General features: G+C 72.0%; 22 protein-coding genes and 1 tRNA gene. 15 read left to right on the forward strand and 8 right to left on the reverse strand.

Translation table 11 applies throughout. The features are described 5' to 3' along the window. Positions 1 to 94 precede the first annotated feature (94 nt). Complete coding sequence (locus ABT127_RS15855) at positions 95 to 832, reverse strand: YcnI family copper-binding membrane protein (protein ID WP_351449505.1); 738 nt, start codon at positions 830 to 832, stop codon at positions 95 to 97. 189 nt (positions 833 to 1,021) lie between these two features. Further along, on the reverse strand, positions 1,022 to 1,816 hold the full coding sequence (locus tag ABT127_RS15860; protein WP_351449508.1) for a hypothetical protein: 795 nt from the start codon (positions 1,814 to 1,816) through the stop codon (positions 1,022 to 1,024). A 203-nt stretch (positions 1,817 to 2,019) separates the two neighbouring features. On the opposite strand from ABT127_RS15860, the gene ABT127_RS15865 reads away from it, so the two are divergent. Beyond that, positions 2,020 to 2,478: an ATP-binding protein gene (locus tag ABT127_RS15865; protein WP_351449510.1), complete on the forward strand. Its 459-nt coding sequence runs from the start codon at positions 2,020 to 2,022 to the stop codon at positions 2,476 to 2,478. A 78-nt stretch (positions 2,479 to 2,556) separates the two neighbouring features. On the opposite strand, the gene ABT127_RS15870 is transcribed toward ABT127_RS15865, so the two are convergent. Both ABT127_RS15870 and ABT127_RS15875 read right to left on the reverse strand, forming a co-directional pair. Then, entirely contained in the window at positions 2,557 to 4,011 is a 1,455-nt protein-coding gene (locus ABT127_RS15870) for an aminopeptidase P family protein (protein WP_351449513.1), read from the reverse strand. A gap of 135 nt (positions 4,012 to 4,146) precedes the next feature. Further along, positions 4,147 to 5,547 (reverse strand): PP2C family protein-serine/threonine phosphatase, encoded by a 1,401-nt coding sequence (locus ABT127_RS15875; protein ID WP_351449515.1) that lies wholly within the window; start codon positions 5,545 to 5,547, stop codon positions 4,147 to 4,149. A gap of 668 nt (positions 5,548 to 6,215) precedes the next feature. Here ABT127_RS15875 and ABT127_RS15880 point away from each other — a divergent pair. Together ABT127_RS15880 and ABT127_RS15885 are read left to right on the forward strand one after the other, a co-directional pair. After that, on the forward strand, positions 6,216 to 6,908 hold the full coding sequence (locus ABT127_RS15880) for a bifunctional DNA primase/polymerase (RefSeq protein WP_351449518.1): 693 nt from the start codon (positions 6,216 to 6,218) through the stop codon (positions 6,906 to 6,908). A 56-nt stretch (positions 6,909 to 6,964) separates the two neighbouring features. Further along, positions 6,965 to 7,651 (forward strand): hypothetical protein, encoded by a 687-nt coding sequence (locus tag ABT127_RS15885; protein ID WP_351449521.1) that lies wholly within the window; start codon positions 6,965 to 6,967, stop codon positions 7,649 to 7,651. Between the two features lie 249 nt (positions 7,652 to 7,900). On the opposite strand, the gene ABT127_RS15890 is transcribed toward ABT127_RS15885, so the two are convergent. The 3 genes from ABT127_RS15890 to ABT127_RS15900 form a co-directional block, all read right to left on the reverse strand. Next, on the reverse strand, positions 7,901 to 8,863 hold the full coding sequence (locus ABT127_RS15890) for a DUF5926 family protein (protein WP_351449524.1): 963 nt from the start codon (positions 8,861 to 8,863) through the stop codon (positions 7,901 to 7,903). Positions 8,864 to 8,970: 107 nt separating this feature from the next. Beyond that, a complete protein-coding gene (locus tag ABT127_RS15895) occupies positions 8,971 to 9,609 on the reverse strand; it encodes an ATP-binding protein (protein ID WP_351449527.1) in 639 nt (212 codons plus the stop codon). A gap of 71 nt (positions 9,610 to 9,680) precedes the next feature. Next, complete coding sequence (locus tag ABT127_RS15900) at positions 9,681 to 10,484, reverse strand: glycerophosphodiester phosphodiesterase (RefSeq protein WP_351449529.1); 804 nt, start codon at positions 10,482 to 10,484, stop codon at positions 9,681 to 9,683. 351 nt (positions 10,485 to 10,835) lie between these two features. Here ABT127_RS15900 and ABT127_RS15905 point away from each other — a divergent pair, with 351 nt between their 5' ends. The 3 genes from ABT127_RS15905 to ABT127_RS15915 all read left to right on the forward strand — a co-directional run bounded on the left by ABT127_RS15905 (position 10,836) and on the right by ABT127_RS15915 (position 13,273). Continuing rightward, positions 10,836 to 12,332, forward strand: coding sequence for a S1C family serine protease (locus ABT127_RS15905; RefSeq protein ID WP_351449532.1), 1,497 nt, complete (start codon positions 10,836 to 10,838; stop codon positions 12,330 to 12,332). 70 nt (positions 12,333 to 12,402) lie between these two features. Next, positions 12,403 to 12,487: transfer RNA gene (locus ABT127_RS15910), tRNA-Ser, on the forward strand. Positions 12,488 to 12,856: 369 nt separating this feature from the next. Next, complete coding sequence (locus ABT127_RS15915) at positions 12,857 to 13,273, forward strand: STAS domain-containing protein (RefSeq protein ID WP_351449535.1); 417 nt, start codon at positions 12,857 to 12,859, stop codon at positions 13,271 to 13,273. A 256-nt stretch (positions 13,274 to 13,529) separates the two neighbouring features. On the opposite strand, the gene ABT127_RS15920 is transcribed toward ABT127_RS15915, so the two are convergent. After that, positions 13,530 to 14,441 (reverse strand): bifunctional DNA primase/polymerase, encoded by a 912-nt coding sequence (locus ABT127_RS15920; protein ID WP_351449537.1) that lies wholly within the window; start codon positions 14,439 to 14,441, stop codon positions 13,530 to 13,532. A gap of 381 nt (positions 14,442 to 14,822) precedes the next feature. On the opposite strand from ABT127_RS15920, the gene ABT127_RS15925 reads away from it, so the two are divergent. The 9 genes from ABT127_RS15925 to ABT127_RS15965 all read left to right on the forward strand — a co-directional run bounded on the left by ABT127_RS15925 (position 14,823) and on the right by ABT127_RS15965 (position 23,596). Beyond that, positions 14,823 to 15,134, forward strand: coding sequence for a hypothetical protein (locus ABT127_RS15925; protein ID WP_111663148.1), 312 nt, complete (start codon positions 14,823 to 14,825; stop codon positions 15,132 to 15,134). 197 nt (positions 15,135 to 15,331) lie between these two features. Beyond that, the gene (locus ABT127_RS15930; RefSeq protein ID WP_351449541.1) at positions 15,332 to 16,528 is read left to right on the forward strand and encodes an acyl-CoA dehydrogenase family protein; all 1,197 of its coding nucleotides are present in this window, start codon (positions 15,332 to 15,334) and stop codon (positions 16,526 to 16,528) included. 5 nt (positions 16,529 to 16,533) lie between these two features. Then, on the forward strand, positions 16,534 to 17,475 hold the full coding sequence (locus ABT127_RS15935) for a bifunctional MaoC family dehydratase N-terminal/OB-fold nucleic acid binding domain-containing protein (RefSeq protein ID WP_351449544.1): 942 nt from the start codon (positions 16,534 to 16,536) through the stop codon (positions 17,473 to 17,475). 1 nt (position 17,476) lies between these two features. Next, positions 17,477 to 18,547: an acyl-CoA dehydrogenase family protein gene (locus ABT127_RS15940; RefSeq protein ID WP_351449547.1), complete on the forward strand. Its 1,071-nt coding sequence runs from the start codon at positions 17,477 to 17,479 to the stop codon at positions 18,545 to 18,547. After that, the gene (locus ABT127_RS15945) at positions 18,544 to 18,972 is read left to right on the forward strand and encodes a MaoC family dehydratase (RefSeq protein WP_351449549.1); all 429 of its coding nucleotides are present in this window, start codon (positions 18,544 to 18,546) and stop codon (positions 18,970 to 18,972) included. Before ABT127_RS15940 ends, ABT127_RS15945 begins: the two co-directional genes overlap by 4 nt. Further along, a complete protein-coding gene (locus ABT127_RS15950) occupies positions 18,969 to 20,135 on the forward strand; it encodes a lipid-transfer protein (RefSeq protein ID WP_351449551.1) in 1,167 nt (388 codons plus the stop codon). Before ABT127_RS15945 ends, ABT127_RS15950 begins: the two co-directional genes overlap by 4 nt. A gap of 52 nt (positions 20,136 to 20,187) precedes the next feature. Further along, complete coding sequence (locus ABT127_RS15955; RefSeq protein WP_351449554.1) at positions 20,188 to 21,048, forward strand: DUF1906 domain-containing protein; 861 nt, start codon at positions 20,188 to 20,190, stop codon at positions 21,046 to 21,048. 216 nt (positions 21,049 to 21,264) lie between these two features. Next, a complete protein-coding gene (locus ABT127_RS15960) occupies positions 21,265 to 21,846 on the forward strand; it encodes a SigE family RNA polymerase sigma factor (protein WP_351449557.1) in 582 nt (193 codons plus the stop codon). Between the two features lie 109 nt (positions 21,847 to 21,955). Further along, a complete protein-coding gene (locus ABT127_RS15965) occupies positions 21,956 to 23,596 on the forward strand; it encodes a long-chain fatty acid--CoA ligase (protein ID WP_351449887.1) in 1,641 nt (546 codons plus the stop codon). Positions 23,597 to 23,621 lie beyond the last annotated feature (25 nt).

A 23,621-nucleotide genomic window follows, 5' to 3' on the forward strand; every position in this document is an offset into this window, starting at 1 on the left:
TCATGGTCGTGCGCATACAAGTGTTTCCCGGTTGTGAGGGGGCCGGCGGATGCCGGGGTCGCCCACCGCGACCCCGGCACCCGCCCTGGGTGGCTCAGCCGTTGGTACGCCGACGGCCCGCCAGCACGCCGAACGCCACACCGGCGGCGCCGACGAGGATGCCGACGATGCCGAGGACGCGGGCGGTGGTGTCGCTGTCGGAGGACGTGTCGGAGGAGGCCGCCGCCGCCTCCTTGTGGTCGTCGGACGCCGAGGCGCCGGACGCGCCGTGCTCGTCGTCGGCCGCGGCCGACAGCGTCAGGGTGGGCGCCGGGTTCTCCGGCTCCTCCTGGCCCTTCTGCTGCGGCTCGATCCAGCGCACGACCTCCTTGTTGTCGTACGTCTGGATCGCCTTGAACACGAGCTGGTCGGCGTCGGTCGGCAGCTGCCCGACGGACACCGGGAACTTCTGGAAGTAGCCGGGCTGCACGCCCTTGTCGGCGCCGGAGCCGGTCGCGGTCCAGGTGACCTTGGAGACGGCCTCGGTGAGCTTCTCGCCGTGCATCTCCAGCGGCTTGTCCAGCTTGGACTTGGTGACCTCCGCCTTCCAGCCCGGCACCGGCTCCGGCATCACGGAGGCGAGCGGGTGGTCGGTCGGGAAGTTGACCTCGAGCTTGGTGGTGGCGGCGTCGTCGCGCTCGTTGGGGACCTTGAAGTCGATCACGGCGTAGCCGCCCTTGGCGGCGGCCCCCTCCGGCTGCACGCTCACGTGCGCGAAGGCGGGGGCGGAGACGAGGACGACGGAGGAGACGGCGGCGGCACCGACGAGAGCGGCGCGGGACATCTTCTTCATGACAGAGAGAACTCCACGTTCAGTGGGATCCGGCGAAAGGTGAGGGGCGCGCACCGGAACAGCCCGCCTCGAGTGGGCAGCCCGCATCAGGCGGACAGGCCGCATCAAGGCGACAAAAAAGCGGGTACGCGCGCGTGCCGCACGGCACACCTCACCCCACGCTCTGCGCGGAAGGTGTCGGAGGCCGTGTCAGGCGGCGAGAAGGATCGCGTCGGCGGCGGGCGGCCCGCGCCGGATCACCGAGTGCGCGAGCGCCGCGGCCCGTGGGGCGGGCGGTGCGACGAACCCGGGCCGCGCGGCCCGCGGAAGCGCCTCGGGCGCTCCGGGGAGCCCGGCCCGCAGGGCGCGGACGAGCGCGAGCGCCCCGCGCAGGGCACGGGCGCGCGCTGCCTCCACGACCCCCTGCGCCGAATGCCGCGAGAGCGCCACGATGCGGCCCAGGGCGCGATCGCCGTGGCGCAGCAGCCAGCCGGCGCCGGCCGCGGCCAGCAGGTGGCCGACGACCATCGGCAGCGACGGCAGCAGCGCCATCGTGGAGCCGCCGCCCATCACCATGTCCTGGTGCCCGCCGCCGGCCGGCACCCCCGCGTCGTCGAGGATCCGCCGGGCCTGTGCCGGGCTGAGCGCCGAGGCGCCCGCCCCGCACATGAGCCGCGCGGCGCGCTCCACGACGGAGGTCCGGTCGGCGCCCATGACCATGGAGCCGTGGCTCTGGCCCAGACCGAAGAGGCTGTGCAGGGCGATCTGCCCGACTCCCAGGGTGGCGGCGATGCCGGGCAGCGAGCGCTCGCGCCCGGCCATCGGCAGCGCCGCGCAGAAGACGAGGAGGGAGCCGAGCCCCAGCGTCCACAGCGGCACGGTGGCGGTCGACCCGAGGACGTGCCCCGCCGCGGACAGCACGACGCAGACCGCGGCGAACACCGCGGCCCTCAGCAGCCGGAGGTCGGCCGCGCCGTACGTGCGGCGCCGGTGGGGGGCAGTCATGGCGGGCTCATCATCGCACTGGGCCCACCCCCGCCATACGGCAGGTCCGCAAGGTCCGGAATCTTCCCCTGTGCCGTCCGTATACCGTCCACACGGGTCCGCGCGTCGGCTATATGGGCGCAATCACGTCAACTCCGTGATTGCGCAAGGCCGGTGGAGGCAATACGTATCGGTATGTCGAGCCGTGACCTGGAGGCTGCAGCATGAGCATCTGGTGGTCCCTCCATCTGCGACGCGATGCTGCGAGCGTGCCGCTGGCCAGGCGCCTGTTCATGGGCACCATGGAGACCGCGGGTGTCGACCCCGACATCTCGTACGACCTGTCGGTCGCGCTCAGCGAGGCATGCGCGAACGCCGTCGAGCACGGGGGATCCACGGCCATCGGCGGCACCGCGGGCGCGTACCGCGTGACCGCCTACCTGGACGGTGAGACCTGCCGCATCGAGGTGGCCGACTCGGGCCCGGGGTTCCCGCCGACGAAGACCCGGACGCTCAGCCGTCCGGTGTCCGTGCAGGCGGAGAACGGGCGCGGTCTGTGTCTCATCCGGGAACTGGCCGACCACGCGCACTTCGTGAACAAGCCGGGGCGGGGCGGCGCCGTGGTCAGCTTCGACAAGATCCTCAAGTGGCGGAAGGACGCGCCGCTGATGGCGGCGGTCTGAGCACGCCGCCCGACGTCCGGACGCGCCCGAGGGCCGTGACCAGCAGGTCACGGCCCTCGGGTACGGGGTGCCGGCGGCTCAGCCCTTCAGGCCGGCCATCCACGCCTCGACCTCGTCGGAGCGGCGCGGCAGCCCGTCCGACAGGTTCTTGTTGCCGTCCTCGGTGACGAGGATGTCGTCCTCGATGCGGACGCCGATGCCGCGGTACTCCGCCGGGACCGTCAGGTCGTCGGCCTGGAAGTACAGACCGGGCTCGACGGTCAGGCACACGCCGGGCTCCAGCGTGCCGTCCACGTACGCCTCGGTGCGCGCGGCCGCGCAGTCGTGGACGTCCATGCCGAGCATGTGGCCGGTGCCGTGCAGGGTCCAGCGGCGCTGCAGCCCCAGCTCCAGGACGCGCTCGACCGGCCCCTCGACCAGGCCCCACTCGACGAGCTTCTCGGCGAGCACGCGCTGCGAGGCGTCGTGGAAGTCGCGGTACTTGGCGCCCGGCTTGACGGCCGCGATACCGGCCTCCTGGGCCTCGTACACCGCGTCGTAGATCTTCCGCTGGATGTCGCTGTACGTGCCGTTGATGGGTAGCGTGCGGGTGACGTCGGCGGTGTAGTACGTGTGCGTCTCGACGCCCGCGTCGAGCAGCAGCAGGTCGCCGGAGCGGACCGGGCCGTCGTTGCGCACCCAGTGCAGGGTGCAGGCGTGCGGGCCGGCGGCGCAGATGGAGCCGTAGCCGATGTCGTTGCCCTCCACGCGCGCGCGGAGGAAGAACGTGCCCTCGATGTAGCGCTCGCTCGTCGCCTCGGCCTTGTCGAGGACCTTCACGACGTCCTCGAAGCCGCGCACGGTCGAGTCGACGGCCTTCTGCAGCTCGCCGATCTCGAAGGAGTCCTTCACGACGCGGGCCTCGGAGAGGAAGACGCGCAGTTCCTCGTCGCGCTCCGCGGTGACCTTGTCGGTCAGGGCGGCCTCGATGCCGGCGTCGTAGCCGCGCACGACGCGCACCGGACCGGTGGCCTCGCGCAGCGCGTCCGGCAGCTCGCGCACGTCGGAGGCGGGGATGCCGTAGAGCGTCGCGGCCTCGGTCAGCGAGTGGCGGCGGCCGACCCACAGCTCGCCCTGGCCGTCGAGCCAGAACTCGCCGTTCTCACGGTCCGAGCGCGGCAGGAGGTAGATCGTCGACCGGTGGCCGTCCGCCGTGGGCTCCAGGACGAGGACGCCGTCCTCCGTCTGGTTGCCCGTGAGGTACGCGTACTCGACGGAGGCGCGGAAGGCGTACTCCGTGTCGTTCGACCGGGTCTTCAGGTTGCCCGCGGGCACGACCACGCGCTCGCCCGGGAACCGGGCGGACAGGGCGGCACGGCGGGCGGCGGTCTCGGCGGCCTGCGCGATCGGCTGCAGGTCGTGCAGCTCGGTGTCGGCCCAGCCGGACTTCATGTTCTCGGCGAGCTCGTCCGAGACGCCCGGGTAGAGGCCGTTCTTGCGCTGCTTGATGGGCTCTTCTTCCGGGTTCTCCGGGGTGGTGAGCTCCTCCGACACGGTTCCTCCTCGACGCGGGTCCGCTGGAATGGCCTGGTTACGGCAATGGACCCCCTCCATCGTACGAGCGTACGGAAGGGGGTCCAGGGCCGGAGGACCTCTTACCGAGGCCGCTCACAGGCAGTGCGCGGGCGCCTACTCGAAGCGCGCCGCGAGCAGTACGACGTCCTCGGCGCTGTCGGCCGAGTCCAGGCCGTCGGGGAGCATCGTGCGCAGGATGTGGTCGACGAGGGCGTCGGGGTCCTCGCGGACCGCCCGGGGGACGCTCGACGCGGCCGCGTGCAGCCGGGTGAAGGCGCGGTCCATGGCGTCGCCGGTGCGGCGCAGCAGGCCGTCCGTGTACAGCAGCACCGTCTCGCCCGGCTCCGGTGTGATCTCCGCGCTCGGCGCCTCCCAGCAGGCGAGCATCCCGAGCGGCGCGGACACCGTCGTCTCGGTGAACTCCGTGCGCCGCTCGCCGATCACCAGGGGCGGGGTGTGCCCGGCGCCCGCGAGGACGATCTTGCGCTGGGCCGGCTCGCAGTACGCGAACAGGGCGGTGGCGCTGCGCGCGGGCTCGGTCAGCCGCATCAGCAGCTCCAGGTCGGACAGGACCGCGACCGGGTCCTCGCCCTCCATGACGGCGTACGCGCGCAAGGACGCACGCAGGCGGCCCATCGCGGCGACCGCGCTCGCGCCCGAGCCGGTGACCGACCCGACGGCGAGGCCGAGCGCGCCCTCGGGCAGCGGCAGCGCGTCGTACCAGTCGCCGCCGCCGCGCGGCCCGGTGCGGTGGCGCACGGCGAGCTGCACGCCGGGGACCCGGGGCAGCCGCGCGGGCAGCAGCTCCTCGGCGATCGTGTCCGACCACGCGCGCGTGCGCTCCCGTTCGAGCAGGCGGGCCAGGTGCTCGGTGGCGTACGCGGCGTACAGGCCGATGAGGTGGCGCGCACGCTCACCGGGCTCGGCCGGCTCGTCGTAGAGCCAGACCGCGGCGCCCAGCCGTCCTGCCGCGTCGGTGGCGAGCGGGAGGGCGTAGCTCGCCGCGTAGCCGAGGCGGGCGGCGACCTCGCGGTGGCGCGGGTCGAGTCCGTCCTCGGCGAGCAGATCGGCGCGCGCCTCCGGGTCGGTGGTGAGTCCGTCCAGAATCCGCCCGTACGAGGTGGCGCCGCGCGGCACCGTCTCGATGTGGCCGAGATCGGGCCGGGAGAGGCCGAGGCCGACGGTGGTGTCGGGGCCGCGTCCGTCGCTCGGCTCCAGGACGACGAGTCCGCGCCGGGCCCCCACGAGGGCGGCTCCGGCGCGCAGCAGCTCGTGCAGCGCCTCCTCCAGTGCCGCGGTGCGGGCCAGCCGTTCCGTGAGTTCGTGCAGGGTCGTCAGATCCGACACCCAGCCGGCGAGACGGTCCTGGATGACGGCGCCGGGGGCGGGCGGGACCGAGGTCACCGGGGTCACCGGGGACACGGCCGGTGCGGACGGGACCGTGTGTGCGGGAGAGGGAACCTGTCCAGGAGGGGAATCGATTCCGGCCACTTTCGGCAGACGGGGGGCCGTCATGACTTCCGGCTTTCCGACCGGTGCATATTGCTGGATAGCATCGCAAACCCCCATGTCAGCCTTATTAGCTCTGCGCCGCTAGCAATGTCTCCACATCTACACGCACTGGAGAGGGGATGTCCAGCATTGTCCTGCCGGGTTTCCCGGTGTCCATGGTGCGGAAGTGACTTCTGAGGTAAAGAGATCTTGTCCCCCTCGTAGATCAACTCGCGATCTCGCACCGATCCAGATCGTTCTAACTTGGCCAAAAAACGACTCATCGATCGGTGTATTGCGGTCGACTGGCATTGTTCAGCTGTGGTCACCAGAGCGTCATAGCGGCCGCGGTGGGTACGTAATCGGAGAAGACCAGGGGCAGTTGGGATCCAGCACGATCCACCCGGAACCTGGTGGCGGACCCGGGCGTCATAACCATCGACGGCCGTGCCCCATCCTCCCGTGGGGGAGACGGCGAGAAATACGCGGGACGGCAAACGCCAGGCGTCGCCACCCCACGCCAGGCTTTTAAAGGACACAGCAGGCGCTCGGACTATAGGGGTTACCCCTGCCTCAGGCCGACGGTTCCGGCTGGGGTCGGGCGCTCCAGCACGTACGCGCAGTGACTGATCGACACATGGTGTGATGTGGCCCATAGCGTTCTCTTCGGCTACGGAAAGGAACGAGCGCTCATGCGCGAGATCCTCGGAAGGCGACGCAGGCTCCTGTCCAGGCGTGACAGCGGGAAGTCTGACCTGATCAGCGCGGCCCTCACGTTCGCGACAGCGTGGCGGTGGCCGGTTCTGCCCGGCATCGGGCTCGAGGCGGCGGGACGTCGTGACGGCGTCCGCTGCGCGTGCCCGGACCCGGAGTGCACGGTGCCCGGCGCGCACCCCTTCGACCCGGGGTTGCTCGCCGCGACGACCGATGAGCGCATGGTCCGCTGGTGGTGGACCAACCGCCCCAAGGCGCCGATCGTGCTCGCGACGGGCGCATCGGGCGGAGCGGAGGGGCGCGCGCCCTGCGCCGTGAGCCTGCCGGCCGTCGCGGGCGCCCGCGCGCTCGCCGCGCTCGACCGCAAGGAGATCCGGCTCGGCCCGGTGATCGCGACCCCGGAGCGGCTGTTCGTCCTCGTGGCGCCGTACTCCATGGAGCAGCTCGGCGAGCTGCTGTACGCGCAGGACTTCGTCCCCGGCTCCCTGCGCTTCCACGGCGAGGGCGGCTACGTGGCCCTGCCGCCGTCCTGTACGGGCGCCGGACAGGTCCGCTGGGAGCGCGCGCCGCTGCCGGGTTCGGCGGCGCCCTGGGTGCCCGATGTGGAGGCCGTGGTCGACGCGGTCGTGGACGCCCTCACTCGTACGGGTGTGAGCGCGCCCGAGATGTAGCGGGATCGGGCGCGCGGCGAGCCGTCGTGCGGGGTGTGCGCCGATATCTTCGGCGCATGCCCGCCGCGCCACCCCACCCCGACGCTCCGAACCGGCCCGACGTTCCGAACCGGCCCGCGCACGAGCGTCCCCACGCGCGTCTGCGGCTTTTCGGTTTGCTCGCCGTGGTGGTGCTCACCGCCGCGCTGCCGCTCGCGGGAGCGACCGCGGGGCCGGTGGACGACGGGCCCGCGCGGCCGGTCGCGGAGCAGGCCGGATCGCCCCGGTCGGGCACGGCGGACAAGGTCGACGACTCCCCCGCCCGGGACGCCCACGCCCCGGACGGCGCCGGCGCACACCCGGACGCGGCGCGGCCGCCCCAGGGCGCCCCGCTCCTCAAGAGCCTCGGCCTGGGCCTCGCCACGGCCACCCACTGCGGCCCGCAACTCGCCTCCCCGGACGGCGTCGAGGCGCAGACGTGTGTCCTCACCCAGGGCCGGGACACCTGGGGGCGGACCTACTACCGCAACGCGACCGGCGCGGAACTCGGCGCGGTCCTGACCCTGATGGCGCCCGGCGGACGCACGGTGCAGATCCACTGCGCGGTGGGTGCGGAGGACGAGCCCGGGCTGTGCGAGACGCCCCGGGAGCCGACCCGCGGACAGGCCGCGGAGTACGCGGCGGTGGCGGAGTACGCGGCGACGGGCGACGGGCCGCTGCTGCTGCGCTCGGGCAGCAATTCGGCGCCCGCACGGGGGCGTTGAGCCGTCCCGTCGGCGAGCGGGCATGAAAGCGCCCGGTTGCTGGCGACGGGGGATGCACCAGCAACCGGGCTACTTGAACGGTAACAAGAGATCGGCAGTTAGCAAATTCGATCTCTTCTATTCGGACATGGATTTACCTGCAACTACTGGGAGTTGTGACAGGAGTCACCCAGCCCGAACAGCGTGTTCGGGGGCTCCGGGCTGCTGACCGGTCGGTCAGCCCGGCCCGGTCCCCACGGAGGCTGTGGATCAGCTGAGGGTCACCTGGCGGTTGGTGAGTCCCCCGCGCGCGCGACGTTCGTCCGCGGTCAGCGGTGCGTCCGTGGCGAGCGCGGCGGCGAGCCGCTCGGCGAACTCGGCGGCGGGCTTCTCGATGTCGTCCGCCTTGACCGAACTCGGCAGGTCCCACACCGGCACCGTCAGACCGTGCGCCCGGAAGGAGCCGACCAGCCGGGTGCCCTCGCCGAGCGAGGACGTGCCGGCCGCGTGCAGCCGCGCGAGCGCGTCGAGGAGCTTCTCCTCGGGGTGCGGCATGACCCACCGCAGGTGGTTCTTCTCCGGCGTCTCGCACCAGTAGGCGCTGTCCACACCGGCCAGCTTCACGGTCGGGATGGCCGCGGCGTTGGCCCGCTCCAGGGAGGCCGCCACCTCGCCCGACGCGTTCTCCGAGTCCGGGACCCAGAATTCGAAGCCCGTGTGCACCACCGGCTCGAAAGCGCCCTCGGGGTCGAGGACGTCCTGAAGACGCGGTCCGTCCGCCGGCGCGCGCCGGGCCTGCACCGGGTTGCCCGGCTCGGCCTCCAGGGCGCGCAGCAGGGTGTCGGCGAGGTCGCGGCTGAGGTCGCCGGACGACGTGTCGTTCTGCAGGCCCAGCAGGACCGAGCCGTCGTCGCGGCGCAGCGCGGGCCACGCCATGGGCAGCACGGTCGCGAGGGCGACCGAGGGCACGCCGTCGGGCAGGCTGTCCTTCAGCGTCAGCTCCACGGTCGCCGCGGGCACCAGCTCGCGCAGGGCCACCCAGTCGCCCTCGCCCGCGAGGTCCTCGAAGGGGCGCTGCACCAGCTCGGTCACCGCGTGCGCGGCGGCCCGGCCGTGACAGGCCTTGTAGCGGCGGCCGCTGCCGCAGGGGCAGGGTTCGCGGGCGCCGACGACCGGGATCGTCCCGTCGGTGACGTGCGGCTTGCCCTTGGTCTGGGGGCGCTTCTTGGCCATCTTGGGTGTCTCCCGGATACGGCTCGCTTGCGTACGGGCGCGAGCCTAGCCCCTCGTACCGACACCGGTGGGACTCCGCCCGCCCACCGGTCACCGCCGAACCGCGATCAGCCCAGATCGTCGAAGGCGTCCGCGAAGTCCAGACCCGCCAGGTCCGTGACGGGCGGCGAGGCGATGCGCGTGGCGAAGTCGTCACGGCGGTGCGCCGAGGCCCGGGCGTGCACGTCTTTGTGTACGACCACCCAGACGGTGACCTCGCCCCGCCGGTCGTCCCGTACGCCCCAGTCGTCGGCGAGCGCCGTGATGATGTTGAGCCCGCGGCCGCCGCGCGCCGTGACCGACGGGGTGGCCGGCACCGGGCGGGTCGGGCCGCCGCCGTCCGTCACCTCGACCGTCAGGCAGCCGCGGCCGTCCACCTGCCACGCGGCCCGTACGTCGCCGTCCCCGGCCAGCTCGTCGCCCAGTGGCCTGCCGTGCCGGCAGGCATTGCTGAGCAGTTCGGAAAGGATCAGAACTGCATCGTCGACGACCGATTCCGGCACACCGCTGATACGGAGCTGATCACGCATCCGGTGTCGTGCCTCGCCCACGCCCGCAGGGCCATGGGGTACGGCCATGCTCGACGAAGCGGGCACCTCCTGTGCCACCACCAACGCCACCCCCGAGACCTCCTTTGCCCCACGCCACGGTGTGGATGCCCCAATGGACTGGACCGGAAACCGGCCAATCCCTGTGCGGTGACGCACTCGTAACGATCGAATACGGAACGAACGCGCCGGGGCACACCCTGTGACGTTCGGGGTGAAGGTGGCCGGAATCAGCTTCTGCCGAGCTGTTGCAGCACCGCCGCGGGGCGGTTGGTGATGATCGCGTCGACGCCGAGACGGACGCAGAGGTCGATGTCCTCGGGCTCGTTCACCGTCCAGACGTGGACCTGATGACCCGCGCGCGCGAGCTTCTCCACGTAACCGGGGTGGTTGCGCAGGATCCTGATGCCGGGTCCGGCGATCCGTACGCCCTTGGGCAGGCGTCCTTCGCGGTGGCGCGGCGAGACGAACTGCATCAGGTAGACCGTCGGCAGCGTCGGCGACGCCTCCTGGACGCGCAGCAGGGAGCGCGAGGAGAAGCTCATCACGCGCACCGGGGAGGGCTCGTCCGGCGGCGGCGCGTCCAGGCCGAACCGCTTGAGCAGGAGCAGCAGCCGCTCCTCGACCTGGCCCGCCCAGCGGGTGGGGTGCTTGGTCTCGATGGCCAGTTCCACCCGGCGGCCCGCGTCGGCGACCAGCTCCAGGAGCCGTTCCAGGGTCAGTACGGAGGTGTCGGCCGCGCTGCCCGCCCAGTCGGGCCCCTCCTCGCGGTCCTTCCAGGAGCCGAAGTCGAGGGTGGCGAGGTCGGCGAGTTCCAGTGCGGAGACGGCGCCGCGGCCGTTCGACGTGCGGTTGACGCGACGGTCGTGGACGCAGACGAGATGGCCGTCCGCGGTCAGCCGCACATCGCATTCGAGGGCGTCCGCACCGTCCTCGATCGCCCTTCTGTACGCGGCCAGGGTGTGCTCGGGGGCGTCCTCCGAGGCTCCGCGGTGGGCGACGACCTGGATGCGTTGCTGTGGTGCGTGGGTCACCGCGTCATGGTGCCACCGCGCGGCGCGCCGACGGGAAAGTTCGGCCGTGCGGATGCGCCCGTTTCGTCCGACATAAAGGATGTCATCGGGCGCACAGGATCGCCTTATGGTGCCCTGACGTCCCATGGGAAAGGCTGACGGCGTACAACAGCACAACTGGACCGTGACAGGACCATGCCGACATGGTGCGTGACGGCGGGCGCACCGAGACCGCTGTCCGGATCGAAGCGGGCTGTGACAATCGAGAGCGATCGCATCGTGATGGCACTCGATCGCTTCAGCCCGGAGAAGATCGGGTACCCGCACAACCTGACTGGCGACACGACAGCCGTGGATCGAGGAGAGAAAGCTGTGAGCACCGAGAACGAGGGCACTTCGGTTCCCCCTGCCCCGTCCGCACCTCCCGTGCCGGTGGACGCTCCCGCTGCTCCCGCACCGCCCGCGCCGGGGTCCGCCCCGTCGGCCCCTCAGGGGGCCGGGTACGACACGGTGAGCCAGGGAGCGGTGCACGGCGGCCACGGGGCGCCGGGTGAGCAGCACGAAGCACAGAGCGCGCCCGGGGCGCACGGCGAGCAGGGTGCGCCTGCCGCGGGCGGCTCCCCGGTGGGCGACTGGCCGCCCCCGCCGCCGGCCGTGCCGGCCTACGCGTCGGGCGGTGGCGCGGGTGGCGCCGACGGGACGGCGTGGGGCGCCTCCTATCAGCAGCCGCAGCCCAAGCCGGGCGGCAAGCGCGGCGGTCTCGTCGCCGGGATCATCGCGGCCGCGCTGGTCGCGGGCGTCGTCGGCGGCGGCGTCGGCTACTGGGCGGCGGAGCGCAACGACGACGGCGGCAGCGGTTCCACGACCGTCTCCGCCTCCAGCCCCGCCGACGTCAAGCGCGACCCGGGCACCGTCGCGGGCGTCGCCGCCAAGGCGCTGCCCAGTACGGTCACCATCGAGGCCGAGGGCAACAACGGCGAGGGCGGCACGGGCACCGGCTTCGTGTACGACAAGGAAGGCCACATCCTCACCAACAACCACGTGGTGGCGGAGGCCGTGGACGGCGGCAAGCTCTCGGCGACGTTCTCGAACGGCAAGAAGTACGACGCCGAGGTGATCGGCCACGCACAGGGCTACGACGTCGCGGTCATCAAGCTCAAGAACGCGCCGAGCAACCTCCAGCCCCTCCACCTGGGCAACTCCGACAAGGTCGCGGTCGGCGACTCGACCATCGCGATCGGCGCGCCCTTCGGCCTGTCGAACACGGTGACGACGGGCATCATCTCCGCCAAGGACCGCCCGGTGGCCTCCAGCGACGGTTCCAGCGGCAGCAAGGCCTCGTACATGAGCGCCCTGCAGACCGACGCGTCGATCAACCCGGGCAACTCCGGCGGCCCGCTCCTGGACGGCAGCGGGAACGTGATCGGCATCAACTCCGCCATCCAGTCCGCCTCCAGCGGCGGACTCGGCGGTTCGGGCCAGTCCGGTTCGATCGGCCTCGGCTTCGCCATCCCGATCAACCAGGCCGACATGGTCGCCCAGCAGCTGATCAAGACCGGCGAGCCGGTCTACCCCGTCATCGGCGCCACCGTCTCCATGGACGACAACACCAGCGGGGCGACCATCACCGAGCAGGGCGCGGGCGGCTCCGCGGCCGTCACGCCGAACGGCCCGGCGGCCAAGGCGGGCCTCAAGTCCGGCGACACGATCACCAAGCTGGACGACACGGTGGTCGACTCGGGCCCGACCCTCATCGGCCAGATCTGGACGCACAAGCCCGGCGACACCGTGAAGCTCACGTTCACGCGTGACGGCAAGGAGCGCACGGTGGACGTGACGCTCGGCGAACGCAAGGGCGACAGCAGCTGACGGCCCCGCCGCGGGGACCCGCTACCCTGGTCCCCGCGCCACGACGGCTCCGAGCCGTTCACGAGCGCGGGGTGGGTTGCCCGAGCGGCCTAAGGGAACGGTCTTGAAAACCGTCGTGGCGAGAGTCACCGTGGGTTCAAATCCCACACCCACCGCAGCAGGTCAGAAGGGGTGCTCCGCTAGCCGGAGCACCCCTTCCGCGTGCTCCTTGGAGAACGCTCGTGGTCGCCGGGAAATCCCGTTGACCTCGGTGGGCGGGGGGCAGTTGGATGAGCGCAGGCCCCGGGCGTTGGCAAGTTCGGGTGGCCGGCCGACGGTTGCGCCCGCCTAGCTCCTGCTCGGAGCGGGGTACGTCTCATGACGGGCACCGTCGGCCGCTTCGTGTTCCCGGGGCGTCCGTTGTGACGCGTCGTCGGCCGGACTCCACCCGCCGGAATGAACGCTTTCCCTCCGTGGAGGGGTCCGGTCCACGCGCCAGGGTGATCGTTCGCATCCCGCGGCCGGGAGCGTGGGTTGAACACGGCGTGAGTTCCGAAAGCACCTCCCCGATACTGTCCGTTCCGCTGGCCGCCTCCCCCGTCGTCGGCTGCGACGCCGAGAGCGTGATGGAGGCGGGCACCAGTACGCCCGGCGACATAATCGTCCGCTCCTGCGCGGCAGCCGGGTCCGCTCTGCGGATCGAGCTCCAGGGCGACATCGACCACCACAGCGCGCGACCGCTCCGAACCGTTCTGACCGTCGGGGCCCTCTGCGGCTACCGGCACCTCAGCCTCGACGTACGGCGCGTCACCTTCGCCGATTCCGCCCTGCTCAGGGTCATCGACGGCTGGAGCCGTCACGGGCGGACCCTCCACATCGGCACCTGCTCGCCCGCCGTCCGACGGCTCATGGAGGCCGCTCGCCGCGTGGGCCGGACCGCCACCGAGGGGGTGTGCCGGTGACGTTCACGATTCTGACCGTGGTGCCCCTCGTGCTGTCCGTGGTCATCCTGCACTGGCCCGGGTGCGCACCGGCCGGCGATCACCGCTCTCGCCCGGTCGGGCGCGACCGGAGCGGCTGTCCTGGGCCGATGCGCCGAGTGCCGTCGGGAGCCCGTAGGACACGCGGGTAGCCACACTCCGTGTCCGTCACCGCCCTGCCCGCGCCGCCACCGTCCGGACTCCGTACTGGAGGACGGACGGTGGCGGCGCGCGAGCCTCAGGAACCGGCCGTGAGCCGGGCCGCCGAGGCGATCGTCGAGCGGGCCTCCCGTTCCGTCAGGCCGGTCTGGACCGCGGCGGTGACGAGGGCGTCGGCGAGGGTGTCGCCGATGCCGTTCTCGTAGGCGCGGCACGCCGCCCAGAAGAGGCGGGTGTTGCGCTGGCCCTCGTGGGCGCCCAGCACGAACTGGACCAGGCCCGTGCCGTGCCGGCCGCCGGGGCCCGGCGCGGAGTGGTGCGGGCGCGGCGGGGGCGTGAGCAGGCGCAGCAGGGCCGGCGGGCAGGGGGCCGGCGAGAGGCGGGCGGTGCCGGGGACCGTGCTGTAGACGCCGTGCTCGGTGCGGGAGCCGGGGCCCACCAGATAGCCGCCCGCGCCGCGGATGTCGATGCCGGGGGCCAGCCGGCCCGCCGAGTTGGGCACCACGACGTCCGGCGGCCCGGAGAGCCACAGGTGCCGGCCGCCGCTCGGCGTGCTCACGACCACCGTGTCCGGGATCGTGAAGAGATGCCGTAAAGCCAGCTCGCGCAGTGAGGCCGTGGAGTTCGTGCCGGCCTTGGTGTCCAGGTCGACGCCGATGAGGTGGTGCGGGGGCAGACCGCACGCGATGCCGTACCCGGTCGCCCGGGGAGCGGCGGCGAACAGCGCGCGGATGCGGCGCGGGTCGGTCGACGCGTCGTACACCCCGTGCCCCGGAAGCCCGCATTCGCCGTGGCAGCGCGGCACGGACGGAGGGTCGTCGCGGTGCGGGGAGGGCAGCGCGGGGAGCTTGGTGCGCGACAGCGGGATCACGGCGTACCCGCGCTCGGCCGCGGACAGGGCGTGCGCGAGAGCGAGGGTCGCGAGGGGCGCATTCGGCGAGCCGGGTGCGGCGGGCGGGCGGTGGGCGGGGTGCGGATCGATGGCGGCCATGCCTTCATTTTCGTACAGGCGTTCGAAAGAGGGAAGAGGGGTGGGGCATTCGGGGGAGGGGCCGGGAGCCGATTGACCAAAAATGTGCTGAAACGCTTCACCGTATGGGGGGTCTGGGGTGTGATCGTCCGGAGATAGCGCATTCGCGGCTGAGCTGGGGTTTTGTGGTTGTGAAGAGGGTTTATCGACATGTCCTCACGCTTGCGTGTGAAGAGAGGCTTCTGGGGTGGTTCGCCAGGGATTCGGTGGGCAACTCTGGTCTCGCGACGTCGTGAACATCACCAAGGCGGTCGGCCAACTGCCTTGGAGCAACCCGTACTTCCCGGGTGCCGGACCCCCGTCCGAGCCCCCGGTGCGTACTCCCTGTTCTGGAGGAAAGACATGGCTTCCATCCGTACCGCCCGTGCCATCGCCGCCGTCGCCGCCCTGCCGCTCGCCGCGGCCCTGTTCTCCGGGGTGGCGATCGCCGACAACGGCTCGTTCGCGGACAACGGATCGAACGCGGGGGTGGCGACGGTGAGTGGCAGTGGTGTCGGCCACGACAACAACGGCAACTCGTCCACCACGCAGCAGCAGGCAGTCGGCAGCGGTGCCTCGAACCAGAGCAACACGGCTCAGGTGAACGGCTCGGCCTGGACGGCGATCGACCAGTCCAACCACAACATCGCGGTGAACTTCACCGAGCTCTGGTGAGCCTTCGGCCCCTGCCCGTCAGGGGTCGCACGGGGTGTGTGACAGTCCGCGCGGCGGTGCTCCGGCACCGCCGCGCAGGCGTGTGCGGGGCCGCACGCGCGGGCGGCCGATCCGGTGGTGGATCTCTTGACAGTGCACGGTATCTGACGGACAGTCAGAAACCCTTGGTTCTGCCTAGGTCCGGGAGGGCCGCCGCCGTGCACCTCGCCCCCACCGACCGCCAGCGCGAGCTGCGCGGTGAACTGCGCGCACGATTCCGTACGTTGATGCCGGACGGCCCGCCCGCCGCCGACGACCCGGCCGGGCAGCGCAGGGTGCTGCGCCGGATCGGCGCCGAGGGGTTGCTCGGCCTCGGCTGGCCCGAGGAGTACGGCGGCCAGGGTCGCGGCCCCGACGAGCAGTTCGTGTTCTTCGACGAGGCGTACCGGGCCGGCGCGCCGGTCTCCATGGTCACGCTCAACACCGTCGGACCGACCCTCATGAAGTACGGCACCGCGGAGCAGAAGGCCTACTTCCTGCCGCGCATCCTCAGTGGCGACCTCGTCTTCGCGATCGGCTACAGCGAGCCGTCGGCGGGCACCGACCTCGCCGCGCTGCGCACGCGCGCGGTGCGGGACGAGGCGAGCGGCGACTGGCTGATCGACGGCCAGAAGGTCTTCACGTCGAACGCGCAGAACGCCGACTGGATCTGGCTCGCCTGCCGCACCGACCCCGAGGCGCCCAAGCACCAGGGCATCTCGATCATCCTCGTGCCGACGGACGCCCCCGGCTTCTCCTGGACCCCGATCGACACCGTCGGCGGGCTGAGAACGACGGCCACGTACTACGACGGGATCCGGGTCCCCGGCACGAACGTCGTCGGGGAGGTGAACGGCGGCTGGGGCCTCATCACCAACCAGCTCAATCACGAGCGGGTGGCCCTCGCCGCGATCGGCATGCAGGCCGAGGACTTCTACGCCGATGTCCTCGCCGCCGCCCGTACCCCCGATCCGGTGACGGGCGAACGCCGGGTTGACTCGCCCTGGATCCGTTCCGCGCTGGCCGAGGCGCATGCCCGGCTGGCGGCAACGCGCCTGCTCAACTGGCGTTTGGTGGGGGACGTCGGGGCGGACCGGCTGGCCCCCGGGGACGCCAGCGGGGTGAAGTTCGCGGGAACGGAATCCGCGGTCGAGACGTATCGCCTGTGTCAGCAGATCGCGGGCGACGCCGGGTGGGTGAGGTCCGGATCGCCGGGGGTGTTCGGGGTGGCGGGCGGTGATTCCGCCCTGGGGGACGGGGAGTTGGAGCGGATGAACCGGGCGGCGCAGATCAACACGTTCGGCGGCGGGGTCAGCGAGGTGCAGCGGGAGATCGTGGCCACGATGCGGCTCGGGATGAAGCGGGGGAGGCGGTGAGGGGCATGTCCGAGGAGCGGGACGGCGGGGTGCGGGACGGCGGGGTGTACGAGGAGCTGCTGACGTTCGAGGGGCGGACCGCGGCGAGCGGCCTGGAGGGCAAGGACCCGGTGAACGTGCCGATGATCCGCCACTGGTGCGAGGCCATGGGCGACACCAACCCGGCGTACGAGGGCCCGGACGCGGTCGCGCCGGCGACGATGCTCCAGGCCTGGACGATGGGCGGCCTGTCCGGGTACGAGGGGCGCTCGCCCGCCCACGACGAGCTGTTCGCCCTGCTCGACGGCGCCGGGTACACCTCGGTCGTCGCCACCGACTGCGAGCAGGAGTACCTGCGGCCGCTGCGCCCCGGTGACGTGATCACCTACGACTCGGTGATCGAGTCGGTGTCGCCGCTGAAGACGACGAAGCTCGGCACGGGCCACTTCGTCACGACCCGGATGGACGTGCGGGCCGGTGGCGAGCTGGCCGGGACGCACCGGTTCAGGATCCTCAAGTACGCGCCCGCCCGGCGGAGTTCCCCTGCGGCGCAGAGCAGGAAGTCACGGCCGCGGCCGGTCGTGAACCGGGACAACGCCGGGTTCTGGGACGGCGTCGCCCGGCACAAGCTGCTGATCCAGCGCTGCACGGGCTGCGCCACGCTGCGCTTCCCGTGGCTGCCGGGGTGCAATGCGTGCGGCGGCCAGGAGTGGGACACGGTCGAGGCGAGCGGCGAGGGCACGGTCTTCTCCTACGTCGTCATGCACCACCCGCCCTTCCCGGCGTTCGACCCGCCCTACGCGGTGGGGCTGATCGAGCTCGCCGAAGGGGTGCGCATCGTCAGCAATGTGATCGGGGTGCCCTACGACAAGGTGCGGATCGGGCTGCCGGTGCGGCTGGAGTTCCTGCGGGCCGACGAGGAGTGGGAGCTGCCCGTCTTCCGGGCGGCCGAGGACGGGGAGGCGTGACATGGACTTCACTCCCACGTCCGAGCAGGAGGCGGCGCGCGAGCTGGCCGCGCGGATCTTCGGCGACCTGTCCACACCGGAGCGGCTCACGGGTCTCGACGGCGGCACGGACGCCGGGCTGTGGAAGGCGCTGGGGGACGCCGGCCTGGCCGCCGCGGTGGAGGAGACCGGGCTGCTCGGCCTGGTGCTGATGCTGGAGGAGCAGGGCAGGACGACGGCGCAGGTGCCGTTCGCGGCGAGCTGTGTGTACGGGCTGCTCGCGGTCGCGGCGCACGGCACGGCCGGGCAGCGGGAGCGGCTGCTCCCGGGACTGCGGGACGGCTCCGCCGTGGCGGCGGGGGCGTTTCCGGGGCGTACGGGGATCATGGTGTCCGCGCCGGACGGTGGCGCAGGGGCGGCGGAGCTGACCGGGGTCGTGCCCTGGGTGCCCTGGCTGCGGGACGCCACCCACGTCCTCGTGGCGGTCCGCGAAAAAGTTGCCCACAGCCTGTGGATGGTGCGGGCGGCCGACGCCCGGTGCGAGCCCGTCGAGCTGACCGCGCCCTGGTCGGCGGGGCGGCTCGTGCTCGACGGCACCCCGGCCGAGCGGATCGGCGGCCCCGGCGCGTACGAGGACGTGCTGGCGGCGGCGCGCACCGCGTTCGCCGGGCTGCAGGCCGGTGTCTGCGCGGGATCGCTGGCCAGAGCCGTGGAGTACACCAACGAGCGGGAGCAGTTCGGGCGCCCCCTCGCGGCCAAGCAGGGCGTCCAGCTCCGGGCGGCGGAAGCCCACATGGACGTCGAGGCGATCCGGGTCACCGCGTACGAGGCCGCCTGGCGGCGGGACGCCGGGCTCGGGTACCGCGGCCATGCGCTGACCGCCGCCTGGTGGGCGTCGGAGGCGGGAAAGCGCGTGGTGCACACGGGCCAGCATCTGCACGGCGGTCTGGGCGCCGACCTGGACCACCCGGTGCACCGGCACTTCCTGTGGGGGCGTCAGCTCGACGGCTATCTCGGATGCGGCAGTGAAGTACTGGAGGAGCTGGGCGAGTTGATCGCCGCCGGCACTCATGAGGGAGGCGAGTCGGCATGAAGGCAGGCGAAGTGCTGCCCCCGTTGGAGATACCCGTCACCAGAACCCTGATCGTCGCCGGGGCCATCGCGTCCCGTGACTACCAGGACGTGCACCACGACGCGGAGCTGGCACGGGCGAAGGGCTCCCCCGACATCTTCATGAACATCCTGACGACGAACGGCCTGGTGGGGCGGTACATCACCGACCACTTCGGGGCCACGGCGGTGCTGCGCAAGGTCGCGATCCGGCTCGGCGCGCCCAACCACCCCGGCGACACCATGGTGCTGACCGGCGAGGTGACGGAGGTCGAGACCGGACCCGACGGCGCGACCGCGCGGGTCCGGGTCGTCGGGAAGAACGGCATCGGAAGCCATGTCACCGGCACGGTCACGGTCACCGTGCCCACCGCCGAGGCGACTTCGGACGACGGGGGTCCGGCATGAGTGTGCGGACCAGGGACCGGCTCGGCGGACGGGCGGCGATCGCCGGTATCGGCGCCACCGAGTTCTCCAAGGATTCGGGCCGCAGCGAGCTGAAGCTGGCCGTCGAGGCGGTGCACGCGGCGCTCGACGACGCCGGGCTCACCCCTGCCGACGTCGACGGCCTGGTCACCTTCACCATGGACACCAGCCCGGAGATCACCGTGGCGCAGGCCGCGGGCATGGGGGAGCTCTCCTTCTTCTCACGGGTGCACTACGGCGGCGGCGCGGCCTGCGGCACCGTGCAGCAGGCGGCCCTCGCGGTGGCGAGCGGCGTGGCCGACGTCGTCGTCTGCTACCGGGCGTTCAACGAGCGGTCGGGCCGCCGCTTCGGCTCCGGCGTGCAGCACCGCGAGCCGTCGGCGGAGGGCGCGGCCCTCGGCTGGAACCTGCCGTTCGGGTTGCTCACCCCGGCGTCCTGGGTGGCGATGGCGGCGCAGCGCTATCTGCACACGTACGGGCTCGGCCCCGAGGTGTTCGGCCAGGTCGCCGTCGTCGACCGCGCGTACGCGGCGACGAACCCGGCCGCGTACTTCTACGGCAGACCGATCACCCTCGCCGACCACGCCGCCTCCCGCTGGATCGTCGAGCCGCTGCGGCTGCTCGACTGCTGCCAGGAGACCGACGGAGGCCAGGCGATCGTCGTCACCAGTGTCGAGCGGGCCCGCGATCTGCCGAACCCGCCGGTCGTGATCCGGGCGGCGGCGCAGGGCGCGGGCCGGGCCCAGGAGCAGATGACCAGCTTCTACCGGGACGATCTGACCGGGCTGCCCGAAATGAGCGTCGTGGCACGGCAGTTGTGGCGCACGGCGGGGCTGGGCCCGGACGACATCGACGTGGGAATCCTCTACGACCACTTCACGCCGTTCGTGCTGATGCAGCTGGAGGAGTTCGGGTTCTGCGGGCCCGGGGAGGCGGCCGGTTTCGTCGCCGAGGAGCTACTGCCGATCAACACGCACGGCGGGCAGCTCGGCGAGGCGTATCTGCACGGGATGAACGGGATAGCGGAGGCCGTGCGCCAGCTGCGGGGCACGGCGGTGAACCAGAGATCCGGCGCGGCGACGGCACTGGTGACCGCGGGCACCGGGGTCCCCACTTCGGGTCTGATTCTGGGGGCGGACGGCTGAACGGGGCGCGTGTTTCCGGCCCGCGCGCACCGGCGGGCCCTTCACTCGCCCCATGTACCGACAAAAAATGATCATGGGATTCGGGGTGTTCCTGGCACTCCTGCTCGGCGGCACCGCCGCCCTGCCGGAGGCCGCCGCCTCGGGCAAGGACGTGGCCGAGACCGACGCGGCGTCGTCCGCGCCGTGGTCGGCCCCGGTGCGCACCTTCCACGGCCGGGCCTTCGACATCTGCCGGGCCCCGTCGCAGGACACGATGCGGCGCTGGCGGTCGTCCGACTACCGGGCGGTGGGCGTCTACTTCGGCGGCCGCGGCCGGTTCTGCCAGGACCAGCCGCATCTGAACCGCGACTGGATGCGCGCGGTCGACTCGATGGGGTGGAGCGTGCTGCCCGTGTACGTGGGCTCGCAGTCGCCCTGTGTCAGCGCGGGCCACAAGAAGGGTCTCGGCATCGGCGACCGGCCGTGGACCGAGGGCGTCCGGGAGGCCAGGGACGCGGTGCGCCGGGCCGGGGAGGTGGGCATCGGGCGGAGCAGCCCGCTCTATCTCGACATGGAGGCGTACAACTACCGCAAGCGGGCCTGCGCGGACCGGACGCTGGCGTTCGTGCGCGCGTGGAGCAAGGAGGTGCGCGGGCGCGGTTACGTTCCCGGCTTCTACAGCAGCGCCGATTCGGGCGTGCGGCACCTGCAGTCGGCCCGGCGGGCGGGCGTGCCGGACCTGCCCTCGGTGGTGTGGTTCGCGCGCTGGCACACCAGGCCCAGCCTGTACGGCGAACCCTCGCTCAGCCGGAACGCCTGGCGCCCCGAGCGCCGGATCCACCAGTACGCGGGCAATGTGAAGGAGCGGCACGGCGGCCGCACGCTGGTGATCGACCGGAACCTGGTGAACGCGCCGGTGGCACGCGTCGACTGAATCCCCGCACCGCGCGTCTGTGGCAGGCTTCCCGGAGCGGAACGTCCGGCGGGCTCTTAGGGGGACAGGGTTCTCGGGGCCGAACCCTCAGGGGCCCTCATCCCCTCCTCCACCTTCAGGAGGTGGGGCTACCACCCCTCGTACAACCTGAGGCGGACGCCGCTTCGGGACCTCCGGCCGATCCGCGACGGTAGGGGTCGCTCTTAGCGTGGAGTCATGACCCCAACCCTGGCGTCTGTCTGCCCCAGCGCATCGGAGCCGGCGACGCGTACCCACACCGGGACCCACCCGGCGCACACGGCGTACCCGTCGTTCGCGTCGTACGTCCGCGCACGCCAGACCGCTCTCCTGCGCACCGCCCGCTCGCTGACCGCGAACCCGTGCGACGCCGAGGACCTGTTGCAGACCGCGCTCACGAAGACGTACGTCGCGTGGGACCGGATCGAGGACCACCGGGCGCTCGACGGCTATGTGCGCCGCGCCCTGCTGAACACGCGGACGTCGCAGTGGCGCAAGCGCAAGGTCGACGAGTTCGTCTGCGACGAGCTGCCCGAGCCGCCGGTGGTGCCCGCCGGGGACCCGGCCGAGCAGCAGGCGCTGCGCGACGCCATGTGGCGCGCCATCATGAAGCTGCCCGCACGGCAGCGGGCGATGGTCGTGCTGCGGTACTACGAGGATCTGAGCGAGGCCCAGACGGCCGCCGTGCTCGGGGTCTCCATCGGCACGGTGAAGAGCGCGGTGTCGCGGGCGCTCGGGAAGCTGCGCGAGGACCCGGAGCTGCGTCCCGCGCACGTCTGAGGTGATCGATCATTCCCGGGACTAGTGACATACCGAGTGGTATGCGGTGAGAATCGGCGGAACCCTACTGCTCCGTAGCGCCCACCGGGAGGACGCCGTGCTGAGCACGATGCAGGACGTACCGCTGACTGTGACCCGCATCCTGAATCACGGAGTGCGTGTTCACGGCACCTCGCGGATCACCACATGGACGGGCGAGGGTGAGCCGCACCGCCGCACGTTCGCCGAGGTGGGAGCCCGCGCGGCCCAGTTGGCCCACGCCCTCCACGACGATCTGGGCATCCAGGACGACGACCGGGTCGCCACCCTCATGTGGAACAACTCGGAGCATGTCGAGACATACTTCGCGGCCCCCGCGATGGGCGCCGTGCTGCACACGCTCAACCTCCGCCTCCCCGCGGAGCAGCTGGTCTGGATCGTGAACCACGCCGCCGACCGGGTGATCATCGTCAACGGTTCGCTGCTGCCGCTGCTCGCCCCGCTGCTGCCGAAGCTGCCGGGGGTCGAGCACCTCGTCGTCTCCGGCCCCGGCGACCGCTCCGTGCTCGACGGCGCCCGGCCCCAGGTCCACGACTACGAGGACCTCATCGCCGGGAAGCCGACCACGTACGACTGGCCGGAGCTGGACGAACGCCGGGCCGCGGCCATGTGCTACACCTCCGGCACCACCGGCGACCCCAAGGGCGTCGTCTACTCGCACCGCTCCATCTACCTGCACTCCATGCAGGTCAACATGACGCAGTCGATGGGGCTCACCGACGCCGACACCTCGCTGGTCGTCGTGCCCCAGTTCCACGTCAACGCCTGGGGGCTGCCGCACGCCACCTTCATGACCGGCGTGAACATGCTGATGCCGGACCGGTTCCTGCAGCCCGCGCCGCTCGCCGAGATGATCGAGTCCGAGCGGCCCACGCACGCCGCCGCCGTCCCCACCATCTGGCAGGGCCTGCTCGCCGAGCTGACGGCCAAGCCGCGCGACGTCTCCTCGCTCACCCAGGTCACCATCGGCGGCTCGGCCTGTCCGCCCTCCCTCATGAAGGCGTTCGACGACCTCGGCATGCGGGTCTGTCACGCCTGGGGCATGACCGAGACCTCGCCGCTGGGGACCATCGCCCGTCCCCCGGCGGGCGTCGAGCCGGGCAGCGACGAGGAGTTCGCCTACCGCCTCACCCAGGGCCGCTTCCCGGCGGGCGTCGAGGCGCGCCTCAGCGGCCCCGGCGGCGAGATCCTGCCCTGGGACGGTGAGTCCGCGGGCGAGCTGGAGGTGCGCGGCAACTGGATCGCGGGCGCCTACTACGGCGGCCAGGACAGTGAACCGCTGCGGCCCGACGACAAGTTCAGCGAGGACGGCTGGCTCAAGACCGGCGACGTCGGCACGATCAGCCCCGACGGCTTCCTCACCCTCACCGACCGCGCCAAGGACGTCATCAAGTCCGGCGGCGAATGGATCTCCAGCGTCGACCTGGAGAACGCGCTGATGTCCCACCCGGACGTCGCCGAGGCCGCCGTCGTGGCCGTGCCGGACGAGAAGTGGGGCGAGCGGCCGCTCGCGACCGTCGTGCTGAAGGAGGGCGCGAGCGCGGACTTCGAGACGCTGCGGACGTTCCTCGCCGAGAAGGTCGCCAAGTGGCAGCTGCCCGAGCGCTGGACGATCATCTCCGCGGTCCCCAAGACCAGCGTCGGCAAGTTCGACAAGAAGGTGCTGCGCAAGCAGTACGCGGAGGGGGAACTGGACGTCACCCGGCTGTGACGGTCTGTTTCACGTGAAACAGGGC

This window comes from Streptomyces sp. NPDC001904 (genome assembly GCF_040297005.1).
Lineage (GTDB): Bacteria > Actinomycetota > Actinomycetes > Streptomycetales > Streptomycetaceae > Streptomyces.

Bases quoted from the DNA above. Each gene is read 5' to 3' on its own strand.
- ABT127_RS15955 (WP_351449554.1), top strand. From the start codon at position 20,188: ATGTACCGACAAAAAATGATCATGGGATTCGGGGTGTTCCTGGCACTC.
- ABT127_RS15890 (WP_351449524.1), bottom strand. From the start codon at position 8,863: ATGGCCAAGAAGCGCCCCCAGACCAAGGGCAAGCCGCACGTCACCGAC.
- ABT127_RS15950 (WP_351449551.1), top strand. From the start codon at position 18,969: ATGAGTGTGCGGACCAGGGACCGGCTCGGCGGACGGGCGGCGATCGCC.
- ABT127_RS15875 (WP_351449515.1), bottom strand. From the start codon at position 5,547: ATGACGGCCCCCCGTCTGCCGAAAGTGGCCGGAATCGATTCCCCTCCT.
- ABT127_RS15880 (WP_351449518.1), top strand. From the start codon at position 6,216: ATGCGCGAGATCCTCGGAAGGCGACGCAGGCTCCTGTCCAGGCGTGAC.
- ABT127_RS15920 (WP_351449537.1), bottom strand. From the start codon at position 14,441: ATGGCCGCCATCGATCCGCACCCCGCCCACCGCCCGCCCGCCGCACCC.
- ABT127_RS15925 (WP_111663148.1), top strand. From the start codon at position 14,823: ATGGCTTCCATCCGTACCGCCCGTGCCATCGCCGCCGTCGCCGCCCTG.
- ABT127_RS15855 (WP_351449505.1), bottom strand. From the start codon at position 832: ATGAAGAAGATGTCCCGCGCCGCTCTCGTCGGTGCCGCCGCCGTCTCC.
- ABT127_RS15885 (WP_351449521.1), top strand. From the start codon at position 6,965: ATGCCCGCCGCGCCACCCCACCCCGACGCTCCGAACCGGCCCGACGTT.
- ABT127_RS15960 (WP_351449557.1), top strand. From the start codon at position 21,265: ATGACCCCAACCCTGGCGTCTGTCTGCCCCAGCGCATCGGAGCCGGCG.
- ABT127_RS15865 (WP_351449510.1), top strand. From the start codon at position 2,020: ATGAGCATCTGGTGGTCCCTCCATCTGCGACGCGATGCTGCGAGCGTG.
- ABT127_RS15940 (WP_351449547.1), top strand. From the start codon at position 17,477: ATGGACTTCACTCCCACGTCCGAGCAGGAGGCGGCGCGCGAGCTGGCC.
- ABT127_RS15945 (WP_351449549.1), top strand. From the start codon at position 18,544: ATGAAGGCAGGCGAAGTGCTGCCCCCGTTGGAGATACCCGTCACCAGA.
- ABT127_RS15965 (WP_351449887.1), top strand. From the start codon at position 21,956: ATGCAGGACGTACCGCTGACTGTGACCCGCATCCTGAATCACGGAGTG.
- ABT127_RS15860 (WP_351449508.1), bottom strand. From the start codon at position 1,816: ATGACTGCCCCCCACCGGCGCCGCACGTACGGCGCGGCCGACCTCCGG.
- ABT127_RS15935 (WP_351449544.1), top strand. From the start codon at position 16,534: ATGTCCGAGGAGCGGGACGGCGGGGTGCGGGACGGCGGGGTGTACGAG.